Annotated in this window: 21 protein-coding genes; 13 read left to right on the top strand and 8 right to left on the bottom strand. The window is 71.9% G+C overall.

What is annotated here, in order from left to right; genetic code table 11:
- The first annotated feature begins 307 nt into the window (after positions 1-307).
- From ACFO3J_RS15160 to ACFO3J_RS15120, 9 genes are all read left to right on the top strand, one after another.
- Positions 308-2,062 (top strand): G1 family glutamic endopeptidase, encoded by a 1,755-nt coding sequence (locus tag ACFO3J_RS15160; protein ID WP_386429912.1) that lies wholly within the window; start codon positions 308-310, stop codon positions 2,060-2,062.
- 274 nt (positions 2,063-2,336) lie between these two features.
- Positions 2,337-3,545 (top strand): amidohydrolase, encoded by a 1,209-nt coding sequence (locus tag ACFO3J_RS15155; RefSeq protein WP_386429911.1) that lies wholly within the window; start codon positions 2,337-2,339, stop codon positions 3,543-3,545.
- 222 nt (positions 3,546-3,767) lie between these two features.
- Entirely contained in the window at positions 3,768-4,796 is a 1,029-nt protein-coding gene (locus ACFO3J_RS15150) for a BMP family lipoprotein (protein WP_386429910.1), read from the top strand.
- A 196-nt stretch (positions 4,797-4,992) separates the two neighbouring features.
- Positions 4,993-6,693 (top strand): ABC transporter ATP-binding protein, encoded by a 1,701-nt coding sequence (locus tag ACFO3J_RS15145; protein WP_386430222.1) that lies wholly within the window; start codon positions 4,993-4,995, stop codon positions 6,691-6,693.
- Positions 6,690-7,820, top strand: a complete 1,131-nt coding sequence (locus tag ACFO3J_RS15140) for an ABC transporter permease (RefSeq protein WP_386429909.1) — start codon at positions 6,690-6,692, stop codon at positions 7,818-7,820. Before ACFO3J_RS15145 ends, ACFO3J_RS15140 begins: the two co-directional genes overlap by 4 nt.
- On the top strand, positions 7,817-9,103 hold the full coding sequence (locus tag ACFO3J_RS15135; protein ID WP_386429908.1) for an ABC transporter permease: 1,287 nt from the start codon (positions 7,817-7,819) through the stop codon (positions 9,101-9,103). The genes ACFO3J_RS15140 and ACFO3J_RS15135 overlap by 4 nt, the downstream gene beginning before the upstream one ends.
- Complete coding sequence (locus tag ACFO3J_RS15130; RefSeq protein WP_386429907.1) at positions 9,100-9,534, top strand: cytidine deaminase; 435 nt, start codon at positions 9,100-9,102, stop codon at positions 9,532-9,534. The genes ACFO3J_RS15135 and ACFO3J_RS15130 overlap by 4 nt, the downstream gene beginning before the upstream one ends.
- Before the next feature lie 118 nt (positions 9,535-9,652).
- The gene (locus tag ACFO3J_RS15125) at positions 9,653-10,933 is read left to right on the top strand and encodes a thymidine phosphorylase (protein WP_386429906.1); all 1,281 of its coding nucleotides are present in this window, start codon (positions 9,653-9,655) and stop codon (positions 10,931-10,933) included.
- 59 nt (positions 10,934-10,992) lie between these two features.
- Complete coding sequence (locus tag ACFO3J_RS15120) at positions 10,993-11,586, top strand: DUF4232 domain-containing protein (RefSeq protein WP_386429905.1); 594 nt, start codon at positions 10,993-10,995, stop codon at positions 11,584-11,586.
- 66 nt (positions 11,587-11,652) lie between these two features.
- Here ACFO3J_RS15120 and ACFO3J_RS15115 read toward each other — a convergent pair whose 3' ends face one another.
- Positions 11,653-12,453 (bottom strand): alpha/beta hydrolase, encoded by an 801-nt coding sequence (locus ACFO3J_RS15115; protein WP_386429904.1) that lies wholly within the window; start codon positions 12,451-12,453, stop codon positions 11,653-11,655.
- A gap of 100 nt (positions 12,454-12,553) precedes the next feature.
- Here ACFO3J_RS15115 and ACFO3J_RS15110 point away from each other — a divergent pair, with 100 nt between their 5' ends.
- Entirely contained in the window at positions 12,554-13,720 is a 1,167-nt protein-coding gene (locus ACFO3J_RS15110) for an adenosine deaminase (RefSeq protein ID WP_386429903.1), read from the top strand.
- A gap of 91 nt (positions 13,721-13,811) precedes the next feature.
- On the top strand, positions 13,812-14,135 hold the full coding sequence (locus ACFO3J_RS15105) for an ATP-binding protein (protein ID WP_386429902.1): 324 nt from the start codon (positions 13,812-13,814) through the stop codon (positions 14,133-14,135).
- 146 nt (positions 14,136-14,281) lie between these two features.
- Here ACFO3J_RS15105 and ACFO3J_RS15100 read toward each other — a convergent pair whose 3' ends face one another.
- The 4 genes from ACFO3J_RS15100 to ACFO3J_RS15085 form a co-directional block, all read right to left on the bottom strand.
- Positions 14,282-14,770, bottom strand: coding sequence for a VanZ family protein (locus tag ACFO3J_RS15100; protein ID WP_386429901.1), 489 nt, complete (start codon positions 14,768-14,770; stop codon positions 14,282-14,284).
- A gap of 110 nt (positions 14,771-14,880) precedes the next feature.
- Entirely contained in the window at positions 14,881-15,477 is a 597-nt protein-coding gene (locus tag ACFO3J_RS15095) for a hypothetical protein (protein ID WP_386429900.1), read from the bottom strand.
- 158 nt (positions 15,478-15,635) lie between these two features.
- A complete protein-coding gene (locus ACFO3J_RS15090) occupies positions 15,636-17,150 on the bottom strand; it encodes an ATP-binding protein (protein ID WP_386429899.1) in 1,515 nt (504 codons plus the stop codon).
- Complete coding sequence (locus ACFO3J_RS15085) at positions 17,147-17,824, bottom strand: response regulator (protein WP_386429898.1); 678 nt, start codon at positions 17,822-17,824, stop codon at positions 17,147-17,149. The genes ACFO3J_RS15090 and ACFO3J_RS15085 overlap by 4 nt, the downstream gene beginning before the upstream one ends.
- A 252-nt stretch (positions 17,825-18,076) precedes the next feature.
- On the opposite strand from ACFO3J_RS15085, the gene ACFO3J_RS15080 reads away from it, so the two are divergent.
- On the top strand, positions 18,077-18,862 hold the full coding sequence (locus ACFO3J_RS15080) for a SigE family RNA polymerase sigma factor (RefSeq protein WP_386429897.1): 786 nt from the start codon (positions 18,077-18,079) through the stop codon (positions 18,860-18,862).
- Positions 18,863-19,061: 199 nt separating this feature from the next.
- Here ACFO3J_RS15080 and ACFO3J_RS15075 read toward each other — a convergent pair whose 3' ends face one another.
- Positions 19,062-19,703 carry a hypothetical protein gene (locus tag ACFO3J_RS15075; RefSeq protein ID WP_386429896.1) on the bottom strand — a complete coding sequence of 214 codons (642 nt, stop codon included), beginning with the start codon at positions 19,701-19,703 and terminating at the stop codon, positions 19,062-19,064.
- Positions 19,704-19,790: 87 nt separating this feature from the next.
- On the opposite strand from ACFO3J_RS15075, the gene ACFO3J_RS15070 reads away from it, so the two are divergent.
- Entirely contained in the window at positions 19,791-20,198 is a 408-nt protein-coding gene (locus ACFO3J_RS15070) for a hypothetical protein (protein WP_386429895.1), read from the top strand.
- Positions 20,199-20,239: 41 nt separating this feature from the next.
- Here ACFO3J_RS15070 and ACFO3J_RS15065 read toward each other — a convergent pair whose 3' ends face one another.
- Together ACFO3J_RS15065 and ACFO3J_RS15060 are read right to left on the bottom strand one after the other, a co-directional pair.
- Positions 20,240-20,743, bottom strand: a complete 504-nt coding sequence (locus tag ACFO3J_RS15065) for a hypothetical protein (protein WP_386429894.1) — start codon at positions 20,741-20,743, stop codon at positions 20,240-20,242.
- On the bottom strand, positions 20,740-21,042 hold the full coding sequence (locus ACFO3J_RS15060; RefSeq protein WP_386429893.1) for a ribbon-helix-helix protein, CopG family: 303 nt from the start codon (positions 21,040-21,042) through the stop codon (positions 20,740-20,742). Before ACFO3J_RS15060 ends, ACFO3J_RS15065 begins: the two co-directional genes overlap by 4 nt.
- Between the last annotated feature and the right edge of the window lie 29 nt (positions 21,043-21,071).

The following is a 21,071-nucleotide window of genomic DNA, read 5'->3' as shown; positions in this document are numbered from 1 at the left end:
TGCCGTTGTCGGTGGCTACACCTCTATGACCGGACAGCTCGCCGTGATGTGACATCGCCGCGTGTGACACGCGTCTCCCCGGGGCACGCTCGCGACGGCGCCTCCTCCCGTGGCGGAGAACGCCGTCGGCAACGGCAGGAATGTGCGTTGTCCAGGGCGGTGGCCGCCGCTAGGTTCGGCTCGGCGATCCGGTCGGCTGTCGCCCGGTGACCCGCAGCACGTCCGTTCCCGGCGCGGCCGCCCTGCGGCGCCCAGCGGTGGAGCGGAGCACGAACCCCGTCGTTCCACCCACGTCGAGGAGTGCCCAGTGCGTTTGTTGCGTTCGCTAGTCGTCGTCGCCTTGACCATGGCCCTCGCGCTGGCGGGAATCGCCGCCGCGGGGGTCGCCGCCGCCTCCGGGCACACAGCCCGCACCGCGCCGGCCGCGCGGTCCCGGATCGAGTCCCGGCCACGGATCGCCGCGCCCACGCCCGCCCGGCCGGCGGCCCGCCCCGGCGTCGTCGTCAACGGCCCCCGTCAGCTCTCCACCAACTGGTCCGGCTACGCGCAGCAAACCGCCAACAACGGCGTCACCGCCGTGTCGTCCAACTGGGTCCAGCCCTGGGTGGACTGCCGGGCGGGCGGCGCGGTGGCGACCTGGGTCGGGATCGACGGCGCCCAGGGCGGCCCCTTCTTCACCAACGTCGAGCAGACCGGCACGAGCGTGGACTGCTCCGGCGGCGTACCGCACTACTTCGGCTGGTACGAGATGGCGCCCAGCCCGCCGGTCAACTACGGAAACTACCTGGCGCCCGGCGACAACATGACCGCCAGCGTCACCGTCGCCAACCTGAACGTCTACACGCTGCGCCTGGTCGACATCACCCAGGGCTGGACCGAGAACACCGTGCTGACCTCGTCCTCCTACCTGCCCAACAACTCCGCCGAAGCCATCGTGGAAGCCCCGACCAACGCCGGCAACGGCCAGGTCCTGCCGCTGCCCGACTTCGGCTTCACCGGCTTCAACGGCACCACGATCAACGGCGCCTATATGACCGCGGCCAACGGGAACGCGATCGACCTGGCCGACCCCAGCGGAGGCACCGCCACCACGAGCGACATCGGCGGCCCCGGATACTTCACCGTCACCCACGGCAACGCGGGCAATGTCACCGGCACCCCGAAGATCGCGTTCCAGAGCAGCGACCTGGGCGGGGGCCTGCTGCACACCTCGACGCCCTCGGGGTCCGGCTACCTGGGCCAGACCATCCGGGCGTACACGAGCCCCAGCATCGCCTCGCTGCCCGGCGGCGGTTTCGAGGTGGCCTTCGTGTCGAACAGCGCGGGGGGCCACAGCGGGGTCCTCACCGTCTACGGCACCGCCTTCACCTTCAACACCCAGCTGGGGGTGATGGCCAACACCAGCCCGGCCATCGCCGCCGCGCCCGACGGCACCTTCGAGGTGGTCTTCCAGGCCGACACCGGGCAGCTGTGGAAATACACCCCGCAGACCGGCGGGACCCCGCTCGGCTACCCGATGCTGGCCGGCACCAGTCCCAGCATCGCCGCGCTGGCCGGCGGCGGCTACGAGATCGCCTTCCAGGCGAACACCGGCCTGCTGTGGGAGGTCGGCAGCTACATCAACTTCAACACCCAGCTGGGCATGCGGGCCGGCACCAGCCCGAGCATCGCGGCCTCCGCGGCCGGCGGCTTCCAGGTGGCCTTCCAGGCCAACACCGGTGTGCTCTGGACCCAGGACCTCACCCGCGGCGGCGTCTCCCAGGGCTACGCGATGGCGGCGGGCACCAGTCCCAGCATCACGGCGCTGGCGGCCGGCGGTTACGAGACGGCCTTCCAGGCCAGTACCGGCCTGCTGTGGGAGGTGGGCAGCTACATCAACTTCAATACGCAGCTGGGCATGCGGGCCGGCACCAGCCCCTCCATCACCGCCGTCCCCGGCATCGTCCTGGAGGTCGCCTTCCAGGCCAACTCGGGCGTCCTGTGGACCCAGGACCTCGCTCGCGGCGGCGTCTCACAGGGCCAGGGCATGGCCGCGAACAGCGGCCCGGCGATCACCGGCTGACGCGGACCGCCCGGCCGCCCGCGACCGTCCTCCGCCGTCCTCCACCAGTCCTCCGCCACCCTCCACCGTCCCGCCGTGCGGTGGCCCGGACCACCCCCTGGTCCGGGCCACCGCACGCGGGGCCCCGCCCGCACCGCGGTGATCCGGCGGCGGGCCGGGCGAGCGGCTGCGGGTGACGACCGCGGGGTCGTAGGCTGCCCGCAGGGCCCTGATCAGGTCTGTGAATGTGCCGACCAGCTAGGAGGAGCCGGGCGTGGGGCATACCCTGACTGAGGTGAACGACGACTCACCCGTAGAGACACCCGCCGCGCTGTCGAGCGTGCTGTCCGAGGATCTGCGCGCCGAGCTCATCGCGTTCCGCCGCGACCTGCACCGCCACCCCGAGCTGGCGCGGCAGGAGGTCAGGACCACCGAGAAGGTGCGGGCCCGGCTGGCACAGGCGGGGCTGGAGCCCAAGGTGCTGCCCAACGGGACCGGTGTGGTCTGCGACATCGGCCCCGACGACCCGGACCCCGCCCGCAAGCGGCTGGCGCTGCGGGCCGACCTGGACGCGCTGCCGGTGCCGGACACCAAGGACGTCGAGTACCGCTCCACCGTGGACGGGCGGGCGCACGCCTGCGGGCACGATGTGCACACCAGCGTCGTACTCGGCGCCGGCCTGGTGCTGGCCGGGATGAGCGAGCGGGGCAAGCTGCCGCGCCCGGTGCGGCTGGTGTTCCAGGCCGCCGAGGAGATCATGCCGGGCGGCGCGCTGGACGCGGTGCAGGCCGGCGTGCTGGACGGAGTGGACCGCATCCTGGCCGTGCACTGCGACCCCCGGGTCGAGGTCGGCCGGATCGGACTGCGGCAGGGGCCCATCACCTCGGCCGCCGACCGGCTCAAACTCACCCTGGACGGTCCCGGCGGCCACAGCGCCCGCCCGCATCTGACCACCGACCTGGTGATGGCCACCGCCAAGCTCGCCACCGAACTGCCCGCCGCGCTCAACCGCCGGGTCGACCCCCGCTCCGGGCTGAGCGTCGTGTGGGGCCGGATCGAGGCCGGTCACACCGCGAACGTCATCCCGCAGCACGCCGAACTCGAAGGCACCGTCCGCTGCCTGGAGCTGGGCGCCTGGCACGCCGCACCCGACCTCGTGCACGAGGTGATCGACCAGATCGCGGCGATCTACCGGGCCAAGTGCGAGATCACCTACCAGCGCGGAGTGCCCCCGGTGGTGAACGAGGCCGGCTCGGTGGAGCTGCTGCGCGAGGCGATGACCGCGCGCTACGGCGCCCCGGCGGTCGAGGACACCGATCAGAGCCTGGGCGGCGAGGACTTCTCCTGGTATCTGGAGCACGTCCACGGCGCGCTGGCCCGGCTCGGCACCAGGCCGGTCGGCGACACCACGCCGCGCGACCTGCACCGGGGCGACTTCGACGTGGACGAGGGCGCGATCGCGGTCGGCGTCGAACTCTTCACGGCAGCCGCGCTGCTGTCCTGAGCCCCGGCCCCGGGCCCGCCGGGAAACGCGCCAAAAGCCGCTCCCCGAGGCGGTGTCCTGCGCTTCTGACACCGGGTGAAGCAGCCGCTACGGAGGCTTCACCTGGCTGAAATGCGTCGATCCGATAACAGGTCTTCATTCGGTCTTTACCTGACATCTACGCGCGTTAAGCTCCGGCTTAGCCAGCGCCGGACGGGGCGCTTCCAACTGAAGGGGACCCTCTTGCGCCGGGTATCCAAGATCGCTGCCGCGGGTGTGGTTTCCGCGGCGCTCGCGCTGACCGCGACCGCGTGTGGCAGCAGTTCCACCTCGGACAGTGGCAAGGCCAAGGGCATCGGTATGGCCTACGACGTAGGCGGCCGTGGTGACCACTCCTTCAACGACTCCGCGGCCCGCGGCATGGACAAGGCTAGCAGCGAATTCAAACTCGGTAAGAAGGAACTGACCGCGAGTAACGGCGAGACCGAGTCGGACCGCGAGCAGCGCCTGGACTCGCTGGCGGCGGCCGGTTACAACCCCGTCGTGGCGGTGGGCTTCACCTACGGCGACGCGGTGACCGCGATCTCCAAGAAGTACCCCAAGACCACCTTCGGCCTGGTCGACTCCGTGGTGAACTCGCCCAACGTCGACAGCATGGTGTTCTCCACCGAGCAGAGCTCCTATCTCGCCGGCGTCGCCGCCGCCCTGAAGACCAAGACCGGCAAGGTCGGCTTCATCGGCGGTGTGCACAACACCCTGATCGGCACCTTCGACGCCGGCTTCGCGCAGGGCGTCAAGGACACCAAGCCGTCGGTGACCGTGACCCGGCAGTACCTGTACGAGACCGACACCAAGGGCTTCGCCGACCCGACCTCGGCGCAGGGCAAGGCCCAGGGCATGCTCGACAGCGGCGTGGACGTCATCTACACCGCGGCCGGTCTGTCCGGTGACGGCTCCATCCAGGCGGTGGCCGGCAAGTCCGGCGCCTGGGCGATAGGCGTCGACTCCGACCAGTACCAGGACCCGGCGCTGGCCAAGTACAAGAACAGCATCCTCACCTCGGCGATAAAGAACGTCGACGTGGCGACGTACGACCTGATCAAGTCGGTGCACGACGGCAAGCCGAAGACCGGCACCAACTCGTACGACCTCGCCAACAAGGGTGTGTCGCTCGCGACGTCGGGCGGCTTCATCAGCGACATCCAGTCCCAGCTGGACGCCGCCCAGCAGAAGATCGTCTCGGGCGCGATCAAGGTCAGCAGCACCCCGTGACCCTGATCCGCCTTTGATCAGAGGTCGATCAGAACTTGATCGGAGCTTGATCAGAGGTTGTACCGACCTTGATCCGATGACAGGTGCTTGACCACGAGGCTCGGCGGGGGTTGCTGAAGCGACCCCGCCGGGCCTCGCGGTACGTTCACCCCCACCGCCCGACACCGCCCCGGCCTTTCCCCGAGGAGCGTGCGCCATCAACGCGTCCACGAGTCCACCCACGCCGCCCGCGTCCGCGCCCCCGCCCGCGTACGCGGTCGAGCTGCGCGGGATCACCAAGCGCTTCCCCGGCGTCGTTGCCAACCACGACATCGACATCAGCGTGCGCGCGGGCACCGTACACGCCCTCGTGGGCGAGAACGGCGCCGGCAAGTCCACCCTGATGAAGATCCTCTACGGCATGCAGAAGCCGGACGAGGGCACCATCGCCATCGACGGCGAGCAGGTCAGCTTCGGTGACCCCGGCGACGCCATCGCCCGCGGGATCGGCATGGTGCACCAGCACTTCATGCTGGCCGACAACCTCACCGTGCTGGAGAACGTCGTCCTCGGCAGCGAGAAGCTGTACGGGATCGGCGGCCGGGCCCGGCAGCGGATCGGGGAGATCTCCGACGCCTACGGGCTCGGCGTCAAGCCGGAAGCGCTGGTCGAGGACCTCGGCGTGGCCGACCGGCAGCGGGTGGAGATCCTCAAGGTGCTCTACCGCGGCGCCCGCATCCTCATCCTGGACGAGCCCACCGCCGTCCTGGTGCCACAGGAGGTCGACGCGCTCTTCGACAACCTGCGCGGGCTGAAGTCCGAGGGCCTGACCGTCATCTTCATCTCGCACAAGCTGGGCGAAGTGCTGTCGGTGGCCGACGAGATCACCGTCGTCCGGCGCGGTACGACCGTCGGTGACGTGGACCCGGCGAACACCACCACCAAGCAGCTGGCCGAGCTGATGGTCGGCAGCGAACTGCCCTCGCCGGAGACCCGCGAGTCCACGGTCACCACCGAGCCGATGCTGACCGTGGACGGGCTGCGGCTGGCCGCGGTCGACGCGGACGGCGTCGAGCGGATCGTGCTGGACGGCATCGGCTTCACCATCCACAAGGGCGAAGTGCTAGGCATCGCGGGCGTGGAGGGCAACGGCCAGGCCGAACTGGTCGAGGCCATCATGGGGATACGCATCCCCGACGGCGGCTCCCTGGTCCTGGACGGCACCGACATCTCGGTGGCGCCGACCCGCAAGCGGCGCGAGGACGGCATCGGCTACATCCCGGAGGACCGGCAGCGGCACGGCCTGCTGCTGGAAGCCCCGCTGTGGGAGAACCGCATCCTCGGCCATGTCACCGAACGCCCCAACAGCAGGGGCTTCCTGATCGAGCCGGGCGCGGCCCGCCGCGACACCGAGCGGATCGTGCGCGAGTACGACGTACGCACCCCCGGGATCGAGGTCACCGCCGCGTCGCTGTCCGGCGGCAACCAGCAGAAGCTGATCGTCGGACGCGAGATGAGCCATCTGCCCAAGCTGCTGATCGCCGCGCACCCGACCCGGGGCGTGGACGTCGGCGCGCAGGCGCAGATCTGGGACCAGATCAGGGAGGCACGGCGTGAGGGACTGGCCGTGCTGCTGATCTCCGCCGACCTGGACGAGCTGATCGGGCTGTCCGACACGCTGCGGGTGATGTACCGGGGCCGGCTGGTCGCCGACGCGGACCCGGCCACGATAACGCCGGAGGAGCTGGGCTCCGCGATGACCGGCGCCGCGTCCGGCCACCTGGCGGCCGACGAGACCGCCGGCCGGATCCCCGCGCCCCGCGCGGCCGAAGAGCCCGGCGCGGCTGAACAGCCCCGCGCGGCCGAAGACGCCGAAGACACGGACGAATCCGCGGGATCCGGGGGAGAGGACCGATGAAGAAGTTCGACAAGGACCGGCTGATCCTCGGGATCGCCGCACCCGTCCTGGCCGTCGTCGGCGCGCTGATCGTCACCGCGCTGGTGCTGCTCGCCACCGGCAAGGAGCCGTTCCACGCGTTCAATGTGATGGTGACCTACGGCAGCAAGTCCGACAGCCAGGTCTACATACTCAACAAGGCCACCACCTACTACCTGGCCGGTCTCGCCGTCGCCGTCGGCTTCCGGATGAACCTGTTCAACATCGGCGTGGACGGCCAGTACCGGCTGGCGGCCTTCTTCGCCGCCGCGGTCGGCGGTGCCCTGTCGATCCCGGGCATCATCCAGATCCCGGTGATCATCCTCACCGCCATGGCGGTGGGCGCGCTGTGGGCCGCGATCGCCGGCGTCCTCAAGGTGACGCGGGGCGTCAGCGAGGTCATCTCCACCATCATGCTCAACTCGATCGCGGGCATCGTGATCGGCTACTTCCTCCAGGACGGACGGCTCGGCGTCCTGGACAAGAACGCCAACATGGTGTCCACCAAGCCGCTGCCGTCCTCCAGCCACCTGTTCAACTTCTCCACCGCCACCGGCCCGGTGGTCGGCTTCATCGTCTTCGCGGTGCTGGCCGGCGTCCTCTACTGGTTCGGCCTGTCCCGCACCCGCTTCGGCTTCGACCTGCGGGCGGTCGGCCGCTCCGAGTCGGCCGCGCAGGCCAGCGGTGTGAACGTCAAGCGGATGGTCGTCACCAGCATGCTGATCTCCGGCGCGATGGCCGGACTGGTCGGCATGCCCACCCTGCTCAACCAGTCGTACGACTACGGCACCGACTTCCCGACCGGCATCGGCTTCACCGGCATCGCGGTCGCCCTGCTCGGCCGCAACAACCCGATCGGCATCGGGGTGGGCGCCCTGCTCTGGGCGTTCCTCGAACGCGCCTCCAACGGCCTGGAGTTCGAGGGCTACGACAAGGAGATCGTCGGCGTCATCCAGGGCGTGATCGTGCTCGCCGTGGTCATCGCCTACGAACTCGTACGCCGCTACGGGCTGACCCGGCAGCAGCGCCAGGTCGGTGCGGAACTCGCCGCGGCCGGCACTCATGCCGGTGACTCCGGCACCGAAGACAAGCAGGAGGTGCCGGCGTGACTGCCACCGCAACCCAGACCCCGCCGCCGCTGGCACCCCGCGCGGGCGGCCGCCGGACCGGCCGGTTCACGCTCACCTGGCCGGTCGTCCTGCTGATCCTGGCCGCCGCCCTGATCCTGGTCTCGGCGGTGCGGGCCATCACCGGCGCCGAGGACGTGACCTCGGCCGGGCAGGTGGCCGGCGCGCTGTCCGGCGCGGTGCCCATCGGCCTGGCGGGCCTGGCCGGCCTGTGGTCGGAACGGGCCGGCGTGGTCAACATCGGCCTCGAAGGCATGATGATCCTGGGCACCTTCTTCGGCGCCTGGGCCGGCTGGCAGACCAATCCGTGGCTCGGCGTGCTGGCCGGTGTGGCCGGCGGCGCGCTCGGCGGGCTGGTGCACGCGGTCGTCACCGTCACCTTCGGCGTGGACCACATCATCGCCGGTGTGGCGATGAACATCCTCGCCGCCGGAGTCACCGCCTACCTCGCCAAGCGCCTGTTCAACGTCGGCGAGGCGGCCCAGAAGGGCGGCACCCCCAAGCAGTCGCCACCGATCGCCGACATCAAGCACTTCACGGTGCCGGGGCTGTCGCACTGGCTGAGCACGGTGGAGAAACACCACTGGTTCCTGCTCTCGGACCTGGCCGGGATCGTCGGCGGCCTGGTCACCAATGTGTCGTCGCTGACGCTGGTCGCGCTGGTGCTCTTCGTGGCCACCTTCTTCATCCTGTGGCGCACGCCGTTCGGCCTGCGCCTGCGGTCCTGCGGCGAGAACCCGGTCGCGGCCGAGTCGCTGGGCGTCAATGTGTACACGTACAAGTACGTGGCGGTGATCATCTCCGGCGGGCTGGCCGGACTGGCCGGGGTGTTCCTGGCCATCGGCACCCACTTCTACCTGGAGGGGCAGACCGGCGGGCGCGGCTACATCGGCCTGGCCGCGATGATCTTCGGCAACTGGCGGCCGGGCGGGCTGGCGATGGGCGCCGGGCTGTTCGGATACGCGGACAGCCTCCAGCTGCGCAACGGCGGCCCCTCGGTACACGCGCTGCTGCTCCTGCTGGCGCTGCTGCTGCTCGCCATGGCGGCCTGGAAGTTCTACCGCGGGGCGCGGATCGGCGCGGCGATCGCGCTGGGCTTCGCGGTGCTGCTGGCACTGTGGTACATGCTGACCGACTCCGTGCCGGACGAGGTCGTGCAGGCCACGCCGTACGTCGCCACGCTGCTCGTGATGGGGCTGTCGGCGCAGCGGCTGCGGATGCCCAAGGCGGACGGAATGCCGTATCGGAAGGGACAGGGCGGGTGAGCAGCACTCCACGGACTCCGGGTTCACCGGCGTCGGCGGACGTCACCGTCGACTGGGACGCGCTGCGTGCCGCCGCCCGGGAGGCGATGGAGCGGGCCTACGCGCCCTACTCCGGCTTCCCGGTCGGCGCCGCGGCCCTCACCGACGACGGCCGGACGGTCGTGGGCTGCAATGTCGAGAACGCGTCGTACGGGGTGGCGCTGTGCGCCGAGTGCGGCCTGGTCTCGGCGCTGCACGCCTCCGGGGGCGGCCGGCTGGTCGCCTTCACCTGCTCCGACCTGCGCGGCGCGGTGCTGATGCCCTGCGGGCGGTGCCGCCAGCTGCTCTGGGAGCACGGCGGGGCGGAGCTGCTGGTCGACACGGTCCGGGGGGTGCGGACGATGCGGGAAGTGCTGCCCGACGCGTTCGGGCCCGAGGACCTGGAGCGCTGAGCGTTCCGCCGCCGCGGCCGGCTCCACCCGTACCGCGTGTCCCGCATGTTCCGCATCTCATATCAGCCGTAGTACAGGCCGTAGTACAGATCGCCCTAGACGCTGGGAAGTTGCTGCCGTGGACGTCATTTCCGTCATCCGTACCAAGCGCGACCGCGGTCGGCTCAGCGATGAGCAGATCGACTGGGTGATCGACGCGTACACCCGGGGAACCGTCGCCGACGAGCAGATGTCGGCGCTCGCCATGGCCATCCTGCTCAACGGGATGGACCGGGCCGAGATCGCCCGCTGGACCGCGGCGATGATCGACTCGGGGGAGCGGATGGACTTCTCCGCGCTGGCCAGGCCCACCGCGGACAAGCACTCGACCGGCGGCGTCGGCGACAAGATCACCCTGCCGCTGGCACCGCTGGTCGCCGCGTGCGGCGCGGCCGTGCCCCAGCTGTCCGGGCGCGGACTCGGGCACACCGGCGGCACCCTCGACAAGCTGGAGTCCATCCCCGGCTGGCGCGCCTCGCTGTCCAACGAGGAGATGCTGGCCGTGCTCGGCGACGTGGGCGCCGTGATCTGCGCCGCCGGGGACGGGCTCGCGCCCGCCGACAAGAAGCTGTACGCGCTGCGCGACGTCACCGGCACGGTGGAGGCGATCCCGCTGATCGCCTCCTCCATCATGTCCAAGAAGATCGCCGAGGGCACCGGCTCGCTGGTGCTGGATGTCAAGGTCGGCTCCGGTGCCTTTATGAAGACCCTCGCGGACGCCCGGGAGTTGGCGTCCACCATGGTCGGCCTCGGGACCGATCACGGGGTCCGTACGGTGGCGCTGCTCACCGACATGTCGGTGCCGTTGGGGCTCACCGCCGGCAACGCGCTCGAAGTCCGTGAGTCCGTTGAGGTGTTGGCGGGCGGCGGGCCCGCCGATGTCATCGAACTCACCCTCGCGCTGGCCCGCGAGATGCTGGACGCGGCCGGCCTGCCGGACGCCGACCCTGCCAAGGCGCTGGCCGACGGCTCGGCGATGGACGTCTGGCGGCGGATGATCCGGGCCCAAGGGGGCGACCCCGGTGCGGAGTTGCCGGTGGCCCGGGAGCAGCACGTGCTGACGGCGGCCTCCTCGGGAGTGCTCTCCTCGCTGGACGCCTACGCGGTGGGTGTCGCCGCGTGGCGCCTGGGCGCCGGGCGGGCCCGCAAGGAGGACGCCGTCCAGGCGGGCGCGGGCGTGGAGTTGCACGCCAAGCCGGGTGACCCGGTGGTGGCCGGCCAGCCGCTGCTGACGCTGCACACGGACACCCCGGAGAAGTTCCCCTACGCGGCGGAGGCGTTGGCGGATGCCTTCGCCATCTCGGCGGCGGACGCGGCCGCTTCGGCGCGGGCCGCGATCGTGCTGGACCGTATCGCCTGAGGCCGGGGGCCGTTCGGGGGTGGTCCGGGGGTGGTCCGGGCCTGTGTGACGATCTTCGGATGACATGGGGAAGAGGACGCGCCTTACTGGCCCTGGGAGTTGTCGTGCTGGCCGGCGGCTGCGGACCGGGCGGGGGTGCGGCGGTGTCGGTGACCGCCGCACCGAGGCCGGCGACGCCGAAGCCGCCGGCCTGCCCCACCGACGGACTGCGGGTGAGTCTCGGCCCGGTGGACGGCGCGATGGGGCTGCGGGCGGTCCAACTGCGCGTGGTGAACTGCTCGACCGCTTCCCGTACGGTCAGCGGCTACCCGGCGGTTCGGGTACTGGACGAGCACCGGGCCCCCTATCATGTCACCGTCCACCACGGCCCCTCGGTCGCCGGGGCCGGCGCCGTCGTAGACCCGGGCCCGACCCGGATCGCCCTCGCGCCCGGCCGGCTCGCCACCGCCGCCCTGGTGTGGCGGAATCTGGTGACCCGCTCGGACGTCGTCGCCCTCACCGGTGCGGCAGTCGAAATCACCCCGACCCAGGGCGCGTTGCCCCACTCCCTCCCCCTGAACGTCGACCTCGGCAACACCGGCCGCCTCGACGTCATGGCCTGGCAAGCGGCGCCCCCGACCGCTACCGACAGGCCCGCGTCCCCACCGACCTAGCCACCCGACAGCTCGCCCGGGGGGACGGGCGCGAGGCCGCCCCCCGGGTGGCCGCCGGAGGCCGCTTCAGTGGTTCAGGGAGCGGCCGAAGCCCGCCGCCAGGGGCATGCGCAGGCCCAGCGGCGGCGGGGCCGCCAAGGCGTCGGCGATCGGGCGGGCATAGGGGCGTTCCAGGAGGGAGCCGAGGACGAAGTCCGTGGTGAGGGCGAAGACTTCGGCGCGGTGCTGGTGGAGGCCGTGGCCGGCCGAGTGGACCTCGAAGCGGCAGACCTCGCGGTTGACCTTCTTGGCGCGCTCCGCCAGCCGGTAGGAGAGTTCGGGGTCGGTGGAGTCGTCGTCGGTGCCGTGGGCGAGCAGGACCCGGCGGCCTATGAGCTGCTTGACCGGCTCGGGTTCCGGGTCCGGGTCGTCGGGCAGCCAGGGCGCGAGCGCGACGACCGAGGTCACCGCCGGGTGGCCGGCGGCGTGCAGGGCCGCCCGCGCGCCCATGTCGATGCCGACCAGGCACACCGGCACGTCGCCGTAGCGGCGCACCGCCTCGCCGACCGCCCACTCGGCGTCCTCCGCCGGGTGCGCGTGACCGCCGTTCCAGCCGCGGAAGCGGTAGTGCACCACATGCGCCGCGATCCCCTCGGCCGCACCCGCGCGCACCAGATGGCGGGCGAGCGGCCACATGACCGCCGCCGCCACCGGGGAGCGGCGCCGGGTGCTGAGCGCGTCCCCGCCGGGGAGCGCGAGGACGACGGCGCGCACCGTCGCGCCCCGGTCCTGGTCCCGATACGCGGGCACCGGAGCGCGCGGCACCCGCCCGGGCGCCACCGCGCGCCCCAGCCGCGCGCCACGTGCCGGTAATGCTTGCGAAGCCATGGCGCAACGATCGCAGACGAGGGGGTGTGCGCTGTATGGCCGGGTGGAAAATAGTTGCTTTGTGCGGGAGATCTACGCGCGTAGGGGCTACAGTTGCCCCATGCGGACCCCCAAACCGGGCCTCCCGACCCGGGAACAGATCGTTCACGCCCCCAAGGTGCTGCTGCACGACCACCTCGACGGCGGCCTGCGCCCCGGCACCGTCGTGGACATCGCGCTGGCCACCGGCTACGACGGGCTGCCCGAGACCGACCCGGACAAGCTCGGCGCCTGGTTCCGCGAGGCGGCCGACTCCGGCTCCCTTGAGCGCTATCTGGAGACGTTCGCCCACACCTGCGCGGTGATGCAGACCCGGGAGGCGCTGACCCGGGTCGCCGCCGAATGCGCCGAGGATCTGGCCGCCGACGGCGTGGTCTACGCCGAGGTGCGCTACGCGCCGGAGCAGCACCTCGAAGGCGGCCTCACTCTGCAAGAGGTCGTCGAAGCGGTCAACGACGGCTTCCGCGAGGGCGAGCACCGGGCCAGGGCGGCCGGCAACCGCATCCGCGTCGGCGCCCTGCTCACCGCGATGCGGCACGCCGCCCGCTCCCAGGAGATCGCCGAACTCGCCAACGACTACCGGGACTCGGGCGTCGTCGGCTTCGACATCGCGGGCGCCGAGGCCGGTTACCCGCCTACCCGGCACCTGGACGCCTTCGACTACCTCAAGCGGGAGAACAACCACTTCACCATCCACGCCGGCGAGGGCTTCGGCCTGCCCTCGATCTGGCAGGCGCTCCAGTGGTGCGGCGCCGACCGCCTCGGCCACGGCGTGCGGATCATCGACGACATCACGCAGGGCCCGGACGGGCAGGTGACGCTCGGCCGGCTGGCCTCGTACGTCCGGGACAAGCGGGTGCCGCTGGAGATGTGCCCGAGCTCCAACCTCCAGACCGGGGTCGCCGCCTCCTACGCCGAGCATCCGATCGGGCTGCTGCGCCGGCTGCACTTCCGGGTCACCGTCAACACCGACAACCGCCTGATGTCCGGCACGAGCATGAGCGCCGAGTTCGCGCACCTGGTCGACGCGTTCGACTACACCCTGGACGACATGCAGTGGTTCACCGTCAATGCGATGAAATCGGCATTCATCCCTTTTGACGAACGTCTGGCCATGATCAACGAGGTCATCAAGCCCGGGTACGCCGAGTTGAAGGCCGAGTGGCTCTTCGCGCCGGGCGGCGCCCTACCGCACCTGGCCAGCGGTTCCGTGCTCGAAGCGGGCTGATCGGGGCAGGTCCGGCCGGTGCGGGCCGGCGGTCCCGGGAGCGCGCCGCGCCGGTTGCGGGTGGCGTGACCGGCTGACTACGTTCCGCAGTATGCAGACCCGAACCAAGAAGACCCTGACCACCGCCGCGCTCGGCCTGGTCGCCGCGGCCGCCGCGGCGGGCACCGCCTCCGCCGCCGACCTGACCAGCGGCGCGCTCGGCTCGCTCCCGCTGGGGCAGACGACCAAGCTGCTCCCCGGCGCCGCCTCCACCGCCGCGGGCACCAAGCAGGCGCTCACCCACGGCTCTGCCGCACTCCCGGGCAACCCGGCGAGCCTGCTGCCCTCGGGCAACCACCTCTCCGGCAACCAGGTCGCCCCGGTCGGCCAGCTCCTCGGCGGCCTCCCGGTCGGCAGCAGCGTCCTCGGCGGCTGAGACCGGCTGCGGCGGCGCCGTCCGTCCGGGCCCCGCGGGCGCGGGCCTCGCCCCCTGCCCATAAGGCGGCCGGGGTGCGGCCCGGCACCGGCGCCCGGCACCGTATCCGAGGCTCTCGTCCGTACGCCGGGGCCGGTCAGGACCGTCTACGGCGTGGAATCGGCTGTCGCGCGCTCCCGCTTCGGCGACGCGGCCGCGGCCTCCTCGCGGCGCCGCAGCCGCCGCCGGACCGGCGGCACCACCAGCAGATGCGCCAGCGCCACCCCGAGGGTGTTGAGCAGCAGCGCGTCCACGTCGAAGAGCTGACCGGGCACCAGGGTCTGGGTGAACTCCAGCGAGAGCGACACCATCAGCGCCGCGAAGACGGTGCGGGCGAAGGACGCGAAACCGGAGGCGCGGATCCGGCCGCCCGCCATCGGCAGCAGCACACCGAGCGGCGCCAGCAGCGCGAGCCCCGCGCCGATCCGCCGGGCCGCCTCCGGGGCGCCCATGCCCAGGTCGGCCCGGATCGTGCTCAGCGGGCGGAGGTTGGGCGCCGACACCCAGGGCACGTAGTGCGGCCGCAGCAGCATCCAGCCGACGAACGCGAGATACGCGGCGGACAGCAGCAACCCGGCCGCGCGCACCCTGATCATGGAGCCATCGTGCCGCACGCTGTCAAGGACGCCACACCCCACCCCACGGTTCCCGCCCGAACGGAATCCCGTCCTCCGCCGAGCGGCGGGTCGACGGCCGGGTCCGAAGGTCAGTGCACCGGGGTGCCCGCGGTGTCCGCCGCCTCCGGGCGGGTGCGCAGGTCGTCGGTGCAGGTGTAGCGGCGGACCTCGTCCGAGCCGCGGGAACCGAGCAGCACCGCGTGGTCCGGGGCGATCCGCGGATTGCCGGTGAGAGTGCAGACGATCTGCGCCAGCGCGAAGGAGGGCAGGTCGTCCAGCGCGGCGCTGAACCACAGCGTGCCCTTGGGGGCGCTGGCCGGCGGCGTCTCCAGATACAGGGCGTTGCCCGGCACGGTGGTGGAGAAGCCGGCCGCGGTCTCCTCGGTGCCCGGGCTTTTCTGCAACTCCCCGATCAGGCCCGAGGCGACGCCGTCCGTGTCGGCCCCGCTGTCCGGCAGGGCCACCGCGCGCGGCACCGGGGTGATCTGCATGCTGCACACCAGGTACACCTGCTGGATCGTCGCGCCGGCCGGCAGTACGGACGGCGCCTTCGGGACCGCGCAGGACACCCGGGTCGGCGCGGGACCGGCGTCCACCGGCACGGTGGTGGAACGGATTCCGCAGCCGGCCAGCAGGGACGCGGCCAGCAGGAGCAGCGCGGCCGTCCGCGTACGCCCGGCGCCCATGACCGGACCACCAGGACCACCAGAACTACCAGGACCACTGCGCCCCGCGACCGTATACGGACGAGCGCGGCGGCGTATCGACGTCAGCCCGCCCGCACCGCTCGCACCGGCCCGGCTACCCGCGCCGCCCGCATGCCTCCGCTGCCAGCCCTTGGCCCTCATATCGCCTCACCCGCGGGACCGCCCGCCGCGTCGTACTCGTCCGCGCCGTCCCCCTCGCTCGGGCGTACCGGCAGCCGCAGCGTGAAGACGGCGCCGCCCTCGGGGCTGTTGCCCGCGGTGATGTCGCCGCCGTGGATGTGCGCGTTCTCCAGCGCGATGGACAGGCCCAGGCCGCTGCCCTCGGAGCGGGCCCGGGAGGCGTCGGCCTTGAAGAAGCGGTCGAAGACGTGCGGCAGCACGTCCTCCGGGATGCCGGGGCCGTGATCGGAGACCGCGATGACGATCTGCGAGCCCTCCCGGCGGAGCGCCACCCGCACCGGGGAGCCGCCGTGCTTGAGCGCGTTGCCGATCAGATTCGCCATGATCACATCGAGGCGGCGCGGGTCGAGGGTGGCCAGCACACCGCGGGGCGCGTCCAGCTCCACCGAGTCCACCCAGGCCCGGGCGTCCATGCAGGCGTAGATCATGTCGGCCACGTCCACCTCGTCCACCCGCAGTTTCGCGGTACCGGCGTCGAACCGGGTGACCTCCATCAGCGTCTCCACCAGTTCGTTCAGCCGCCGGGTCTCGCTGACCACCAGCCGTACCGCGGGCGCGATCATCGGGTCGAGCGCCTCCGCCTCGTCCTCCAGCACGTCGGTCACCGCGGTGATCGCGGTCAGCGGGGTGCGCAGTTCGTGCGACATGTCGGCGACGAAGCGGCGGCTGGCCGACTCGCGCGCGCTCAGCTCCTCCACCCGCGACTCCAGCGCCTCGGCCGCGTTGTTGAAGGTCCGCGACATCTCGGCCAGCTCATCGGTGCCGGACACCTTCAGCCGGGTGTCCAGATGCCCTTCGCCCAGCCGCTGCGCCGCCTCGCCCAGCCGCCGCACCGGCCGGAGCACCGCCGAACCCGCCGCCTGCGCCAGCAGCGCCGCGCCGATCAGCGCCAGCAGGGTGGCGATCCCCAGCGACCAGGCCAGCGAGTTGAGGTCCTTGCGTTCCGCGTCCAGCGACTTGAGCATGTAGCCGGTCGGGCCGTCGCCCTTGATCCGCGCGCCGGCCACCAGATATGGGTGGCCCTGCAGCGAGATCCGCTCCCAGTGCAGGTGGTAGTCGCCGTCCTTGTGCACGGTGTTCACCGCGCGTTGCAGCGACCGGGGCACATCGTCGACGGTGAACACATCCCGGTCCGAGGCCGCCGCGCACGGCTGGTTGTCCGGCGTGGTGTCGATCAGCACCACCTGGTACGTGTCCGGGCCGCCGATCCGGTCGGCCGCCGTGTTCAGCGACAGGCAGGTCGGCTCGGCCGGCAGCGAGGCGGCGTCGCGCTGCAGCGAGTCGCGGAAGTCGTTGAGCGTGCTGTTCTGGGCCCGGGTCAGCACCGCGTCCCGGTTGAGCCAGTACGCGATCCCGGACACCGCCACCGCGGCGGTCAGTGCCACCAGCGCGAAGACCGCGACCAGCCGCAGCCGCAGGCTGGTCGTCCAGCGGAACAACCCGGGCAGTCCGCGGACGCGGCCACCGTTCACTGAGGCGTGTCCAGCCGGTAGCCGACGCCGCGGACGGTACGGATCAGGGTCGGTGACGACGGTACGTCCTCGATCTTGGCGCGCAGCCGCTGCACACAGGCGTCCACCAGCCGAGAGTCACCGAGGTAGTCGTGTTCCCAGACCAGCCGCAGCAACTGCTGGCGGGACAGCGCCTGGCCGGGCCGCCGGCTCAGTTCCAGCAGCAGCCGCAGCTCGGTCGGGGTCAGCTGGAGGTCCTCGCCGTCCTTGGTCACCGTCATGGCGTTGCGGTCGATGACGATCGCGCCGAACGCCGAGGAGTCGGTGCTGTCCCGTTCACCGCGGCGCAGCACCGCGCGGATCCGGGCGTCCAGCACCCGCGGCTGCACCGGCTTGATCACATAGTCGTCGGCCCCCGACTCCAGGCCCACCACCACGTCGATGTCGTCGCTGCGCGCGGTCAGCAGGATGATCGGCAGCTGGTCGGTGCGGCGGATGCGCCGGCACACCTCGAAGCCGTCGATGCCGGGCAGCATCACGTCCAGCACGATCAGGTCGGGGCGCTGTTCCTTGAGCAGTCGCAGGCCGTCCTCGCCCGTCGCGGCAGACACCACACGGTGACCCTGACGCGACAGGCCGAGTTCAAGACCGGTGCGGATGGCGTCGTCATCCTCGATCAGCAACAGGAAAGGCACGCCCGACATTGTTGCCTACCCCTGGAGGCCGATGAACCCCGCGGCCGTCGCGGGTCCGTCCCGGAGGCATTCCCGGGCGCTTCCCGGCCGGACGCGGGTCCGTACCGGGGTGCTCTGTGACGTGCCTGTGACACTCGGCGGACAGTGCCATGAAACTGGCCCGGCAGTCTTGTGCCCATCGAAGCGACGCACACCGCACAACGGGTGCGACGCCCGGGACGACGCTGAAGGTTCCATGACGGGGGCGGGAAAATGAACACACTGCACGACACCACCGGAACCGCAGTCCACTCCGTGCCTTCCTGCCAGACCGGCAGGACCGCCGAGATGTCCGGTGCCGCGAGCGGACGGGGGTACGTTCGCGGCACCGGACGCACCGCGACCCCGCACCTGGTGCCGCGGCAGCGCATGGCGTACATCACACCGGTCGAGGCCACCGCGGACCGGCCGGTCCCGGCCGACGGCACCGACCTGACCGGCCGAGACGAGCGGCGGACCGAGGCCGCGCGGGCCGAGGCGGAGGCGGCCTTCACCGCCTACGTCCAGGAGCGCCGGGCCTCCCTCTACGCGACCGCCTACCACCTGACCGGTGACCGGTTCGCCGCCGAGGACCTCTTGCAGAGCGCCCTGTTCTCCACATACCGGGCGTGGGACCGGATCAGCGACAAGGCCGCGGTCGGCGGCTATCTGCGCCGCACGATGACCAACCTGCACATCAGCGCCTGGCGCCGGCGCAAGCTCAGCGAGTACCCGACCGAGGAACTGCCCGAGACGGTGGGGGACACCGACGAGATGGGCGGCACCGAACTGCGCGCGGTGCTCTGGCAGGCGCTGGCCCGACTGCCCGAACAGCAGCGCACCATGCTGGTCCTGCGGTATTACGAGGGCCGCACCGACCCGGAGATCGCCGAGATACTCGGCATCAGCGTCGGCACCGTCAAGAGCAGCATCTGGCGCTCGCTGCGGCGGATGCGCGAGGACCAGGCGCTCAGCTTCGGCCGCGACGAGGAAGACGCGTTCGGCGAACTGGTGGCGTAACCAGCGCGGCGCGCGGGGGCGCGACGGCGCGGCACAGACTTTCCAGCCGGGGGGAGCACGGGGGGAAGGGGGGAGCGGGGCCGGACGGCGAGGGGGAAACCGTCCGGCCCCGTTTTTTCGGCTTCGGGGTCTTCGGCTTTGGGCTTTTCGGTTGTGGGCTCGTCGGCTTTCGCGGGTCGCCGCGCCGAGCCGGTCCGGGTCACGCGACGACGCAGGGCCCGCAGAGGAGTTCGGGCCGGTGCGCCTCGCCGGACACCGCGCTGATCCGGTCCCTGGCCTCGTCCTGATCGCACGGACGGCAGCCGAGGGCCACCTGCCGGGCCACGATGCCGCGCTCGGCCCGCAGCAGATGCCAACCGCGCCGGATCAGGAACATCACCGATTTGCGGCCCTCGCGCAGATCGCGCACAAAGCGGCGCCGGGCCGTCGTGGTCGGCCGCCCGCGCAGGCACAGCGCCTCGGCGACCAGCCCCAGCTCGCGGCAGCGCCCGGCGATCTCGGCGGCGAAGATGCCCTCGGCGACGAACACCGGGGCCCCGCGCAGATCGAGCCGGTTCCGGCCGGTCGCGGCGCTCGCGGCTATGTCGTACACCGGGGTGTCCGCCGCGCCCCGGGCGCACAGTTCGGCGACGGCCGCGACGGCGGCGTCCGCGTTCCACGACGCGGGGGCGTCCCAGTCCACGGCCGCCGAGCCGGGCAGGGTCGGCAGCGTCGGATCGCCGGCGTCCTTGTAGAAGTCGTCGAGGACGAGCACGGGCAGGCCGCTGCGGGCGGCGAGCGACGACTTGCCGGAGCCGGACGGGCCGGCCAGCAGCACGACACGGGCGAAAGGTGAACTCACGGAAAACGATTCTCCCGTACGACCCGTGCCGGGCACGAGCCGCCGTGCACAACTACCCTACGCGGTCATTACGTTACTCTGTGGTCCATGTCTGCACCCCGAACCGTGCGCACCGCGCGTACCGCCCGCACTGTCCTCGTCCTGACCGCCACCGCGGCCGCGGTGGCCGCCCTGCCGTCCGGTGTCGCCGCCGCTGCCACCGCCGACCCGCTCGGCTCGCTGCCCACCGGGACGGTGACCGACGCGCTGCCGATCCAGGCGCTCCCCACCCAGTACGTCACCGGCGCCCTCGGCTACGCCATCGCCCCGGTCCGCGACCTGCGCCTCGACCCGCTGTCGAACACCTCCGTCGACCCGCTCACCAACGCGGTGGGCTCCCAGATCGCCGACTTCCGCCCGATCTCCACCGCCGCGGTCACCAACCCGATCACCAGCGGCGGCTCCCTCGGCACGCTGCCCCTGGTGGGACCGCTGACGGGGCTGCTGCCGCACTGACCGGCGCCCCGCCGCCAGGGCGGGTCGCGTCCTTCGCGCGCTCAGAGCAGGGTCGGCTTGCCCGAGCGGAACTCCGCCAGCGCGGCCACCGGGAGTACCGAGACCCCCTCGCCCGCCAGGCCCAGCGCGTCGCGGTAGGCGCACAGGTCGTCGGGATCGGAGGTGAGGATCACGGCCTGTTCGTGCCGGGCCGCGATCACGGTGACCAGCGCGTCCACCGCGTCCGGGCGCTTCTTGGCGGGGAGGGCGGCCCGGGACGCGCAGACGCCGGCCCGTTTCGCGTCGTCGGTGGTGTGCCCGGACTGGCAGACGCCGCAGCTGGGCACGCCCGGTTCGGCGGCGAACACCGTGCAGGTCGGCAGCACCCTGGACAACGGCGTCCAGTGGCCGGGCCGCGGTCGCCATGCCTGGGCGAGGACTGGCACGAGGACGACCGGGGGATGCGTGCCCGGTCTGGCCACCAGTCGCTCGTGGAAACGATGTGTCTCCGGGTCCTTCCGCTCCAGTGCGATCAGCGCGCCCGTGTCGTAGACGAAGACGGTCACGCGGCGGCACCGCCGCCCCGCCGGGTGAGGGCGCTGTCGATCGCGTCCAGATAGGCGTCCATCGCCGCGTCGGCGGCTGGGGACGCGTCGGACGACTGCTCTGCTTGTGCCTCCTCGGCAGCGCGGCTCACCTCGTCCACCTCGGCGAACCTGGCCCTCGTCCGACTGATCCGGGCCACCTCGGCCAGCGCCGCCACCCGGAGGAAGGCGGAAAGATCCAGCCCCTCCTCCTCGGCGGCGGCGCGCACAGCCGCGTCCTCGTCGCTTTCCAGCGTCAGCGTCACTCGTGTCTTTGCCACGAACCAACCGTATGACGGCGTATGACGCG

This window comes from Streptomyces polygonati (assembly GCF_042650325.1).
Classification (GTDB): Bacteria; Actinomycetota; Actinomycetes; order Streptomycetales; family Streptomycetaceae; genus Actinacidiphila; species Actinacidiphila polygonati.
Note: the sequence above shows the minus strand (reverse complement) of the source record. Positions and strands in the feature narration are given on the sequence as shown.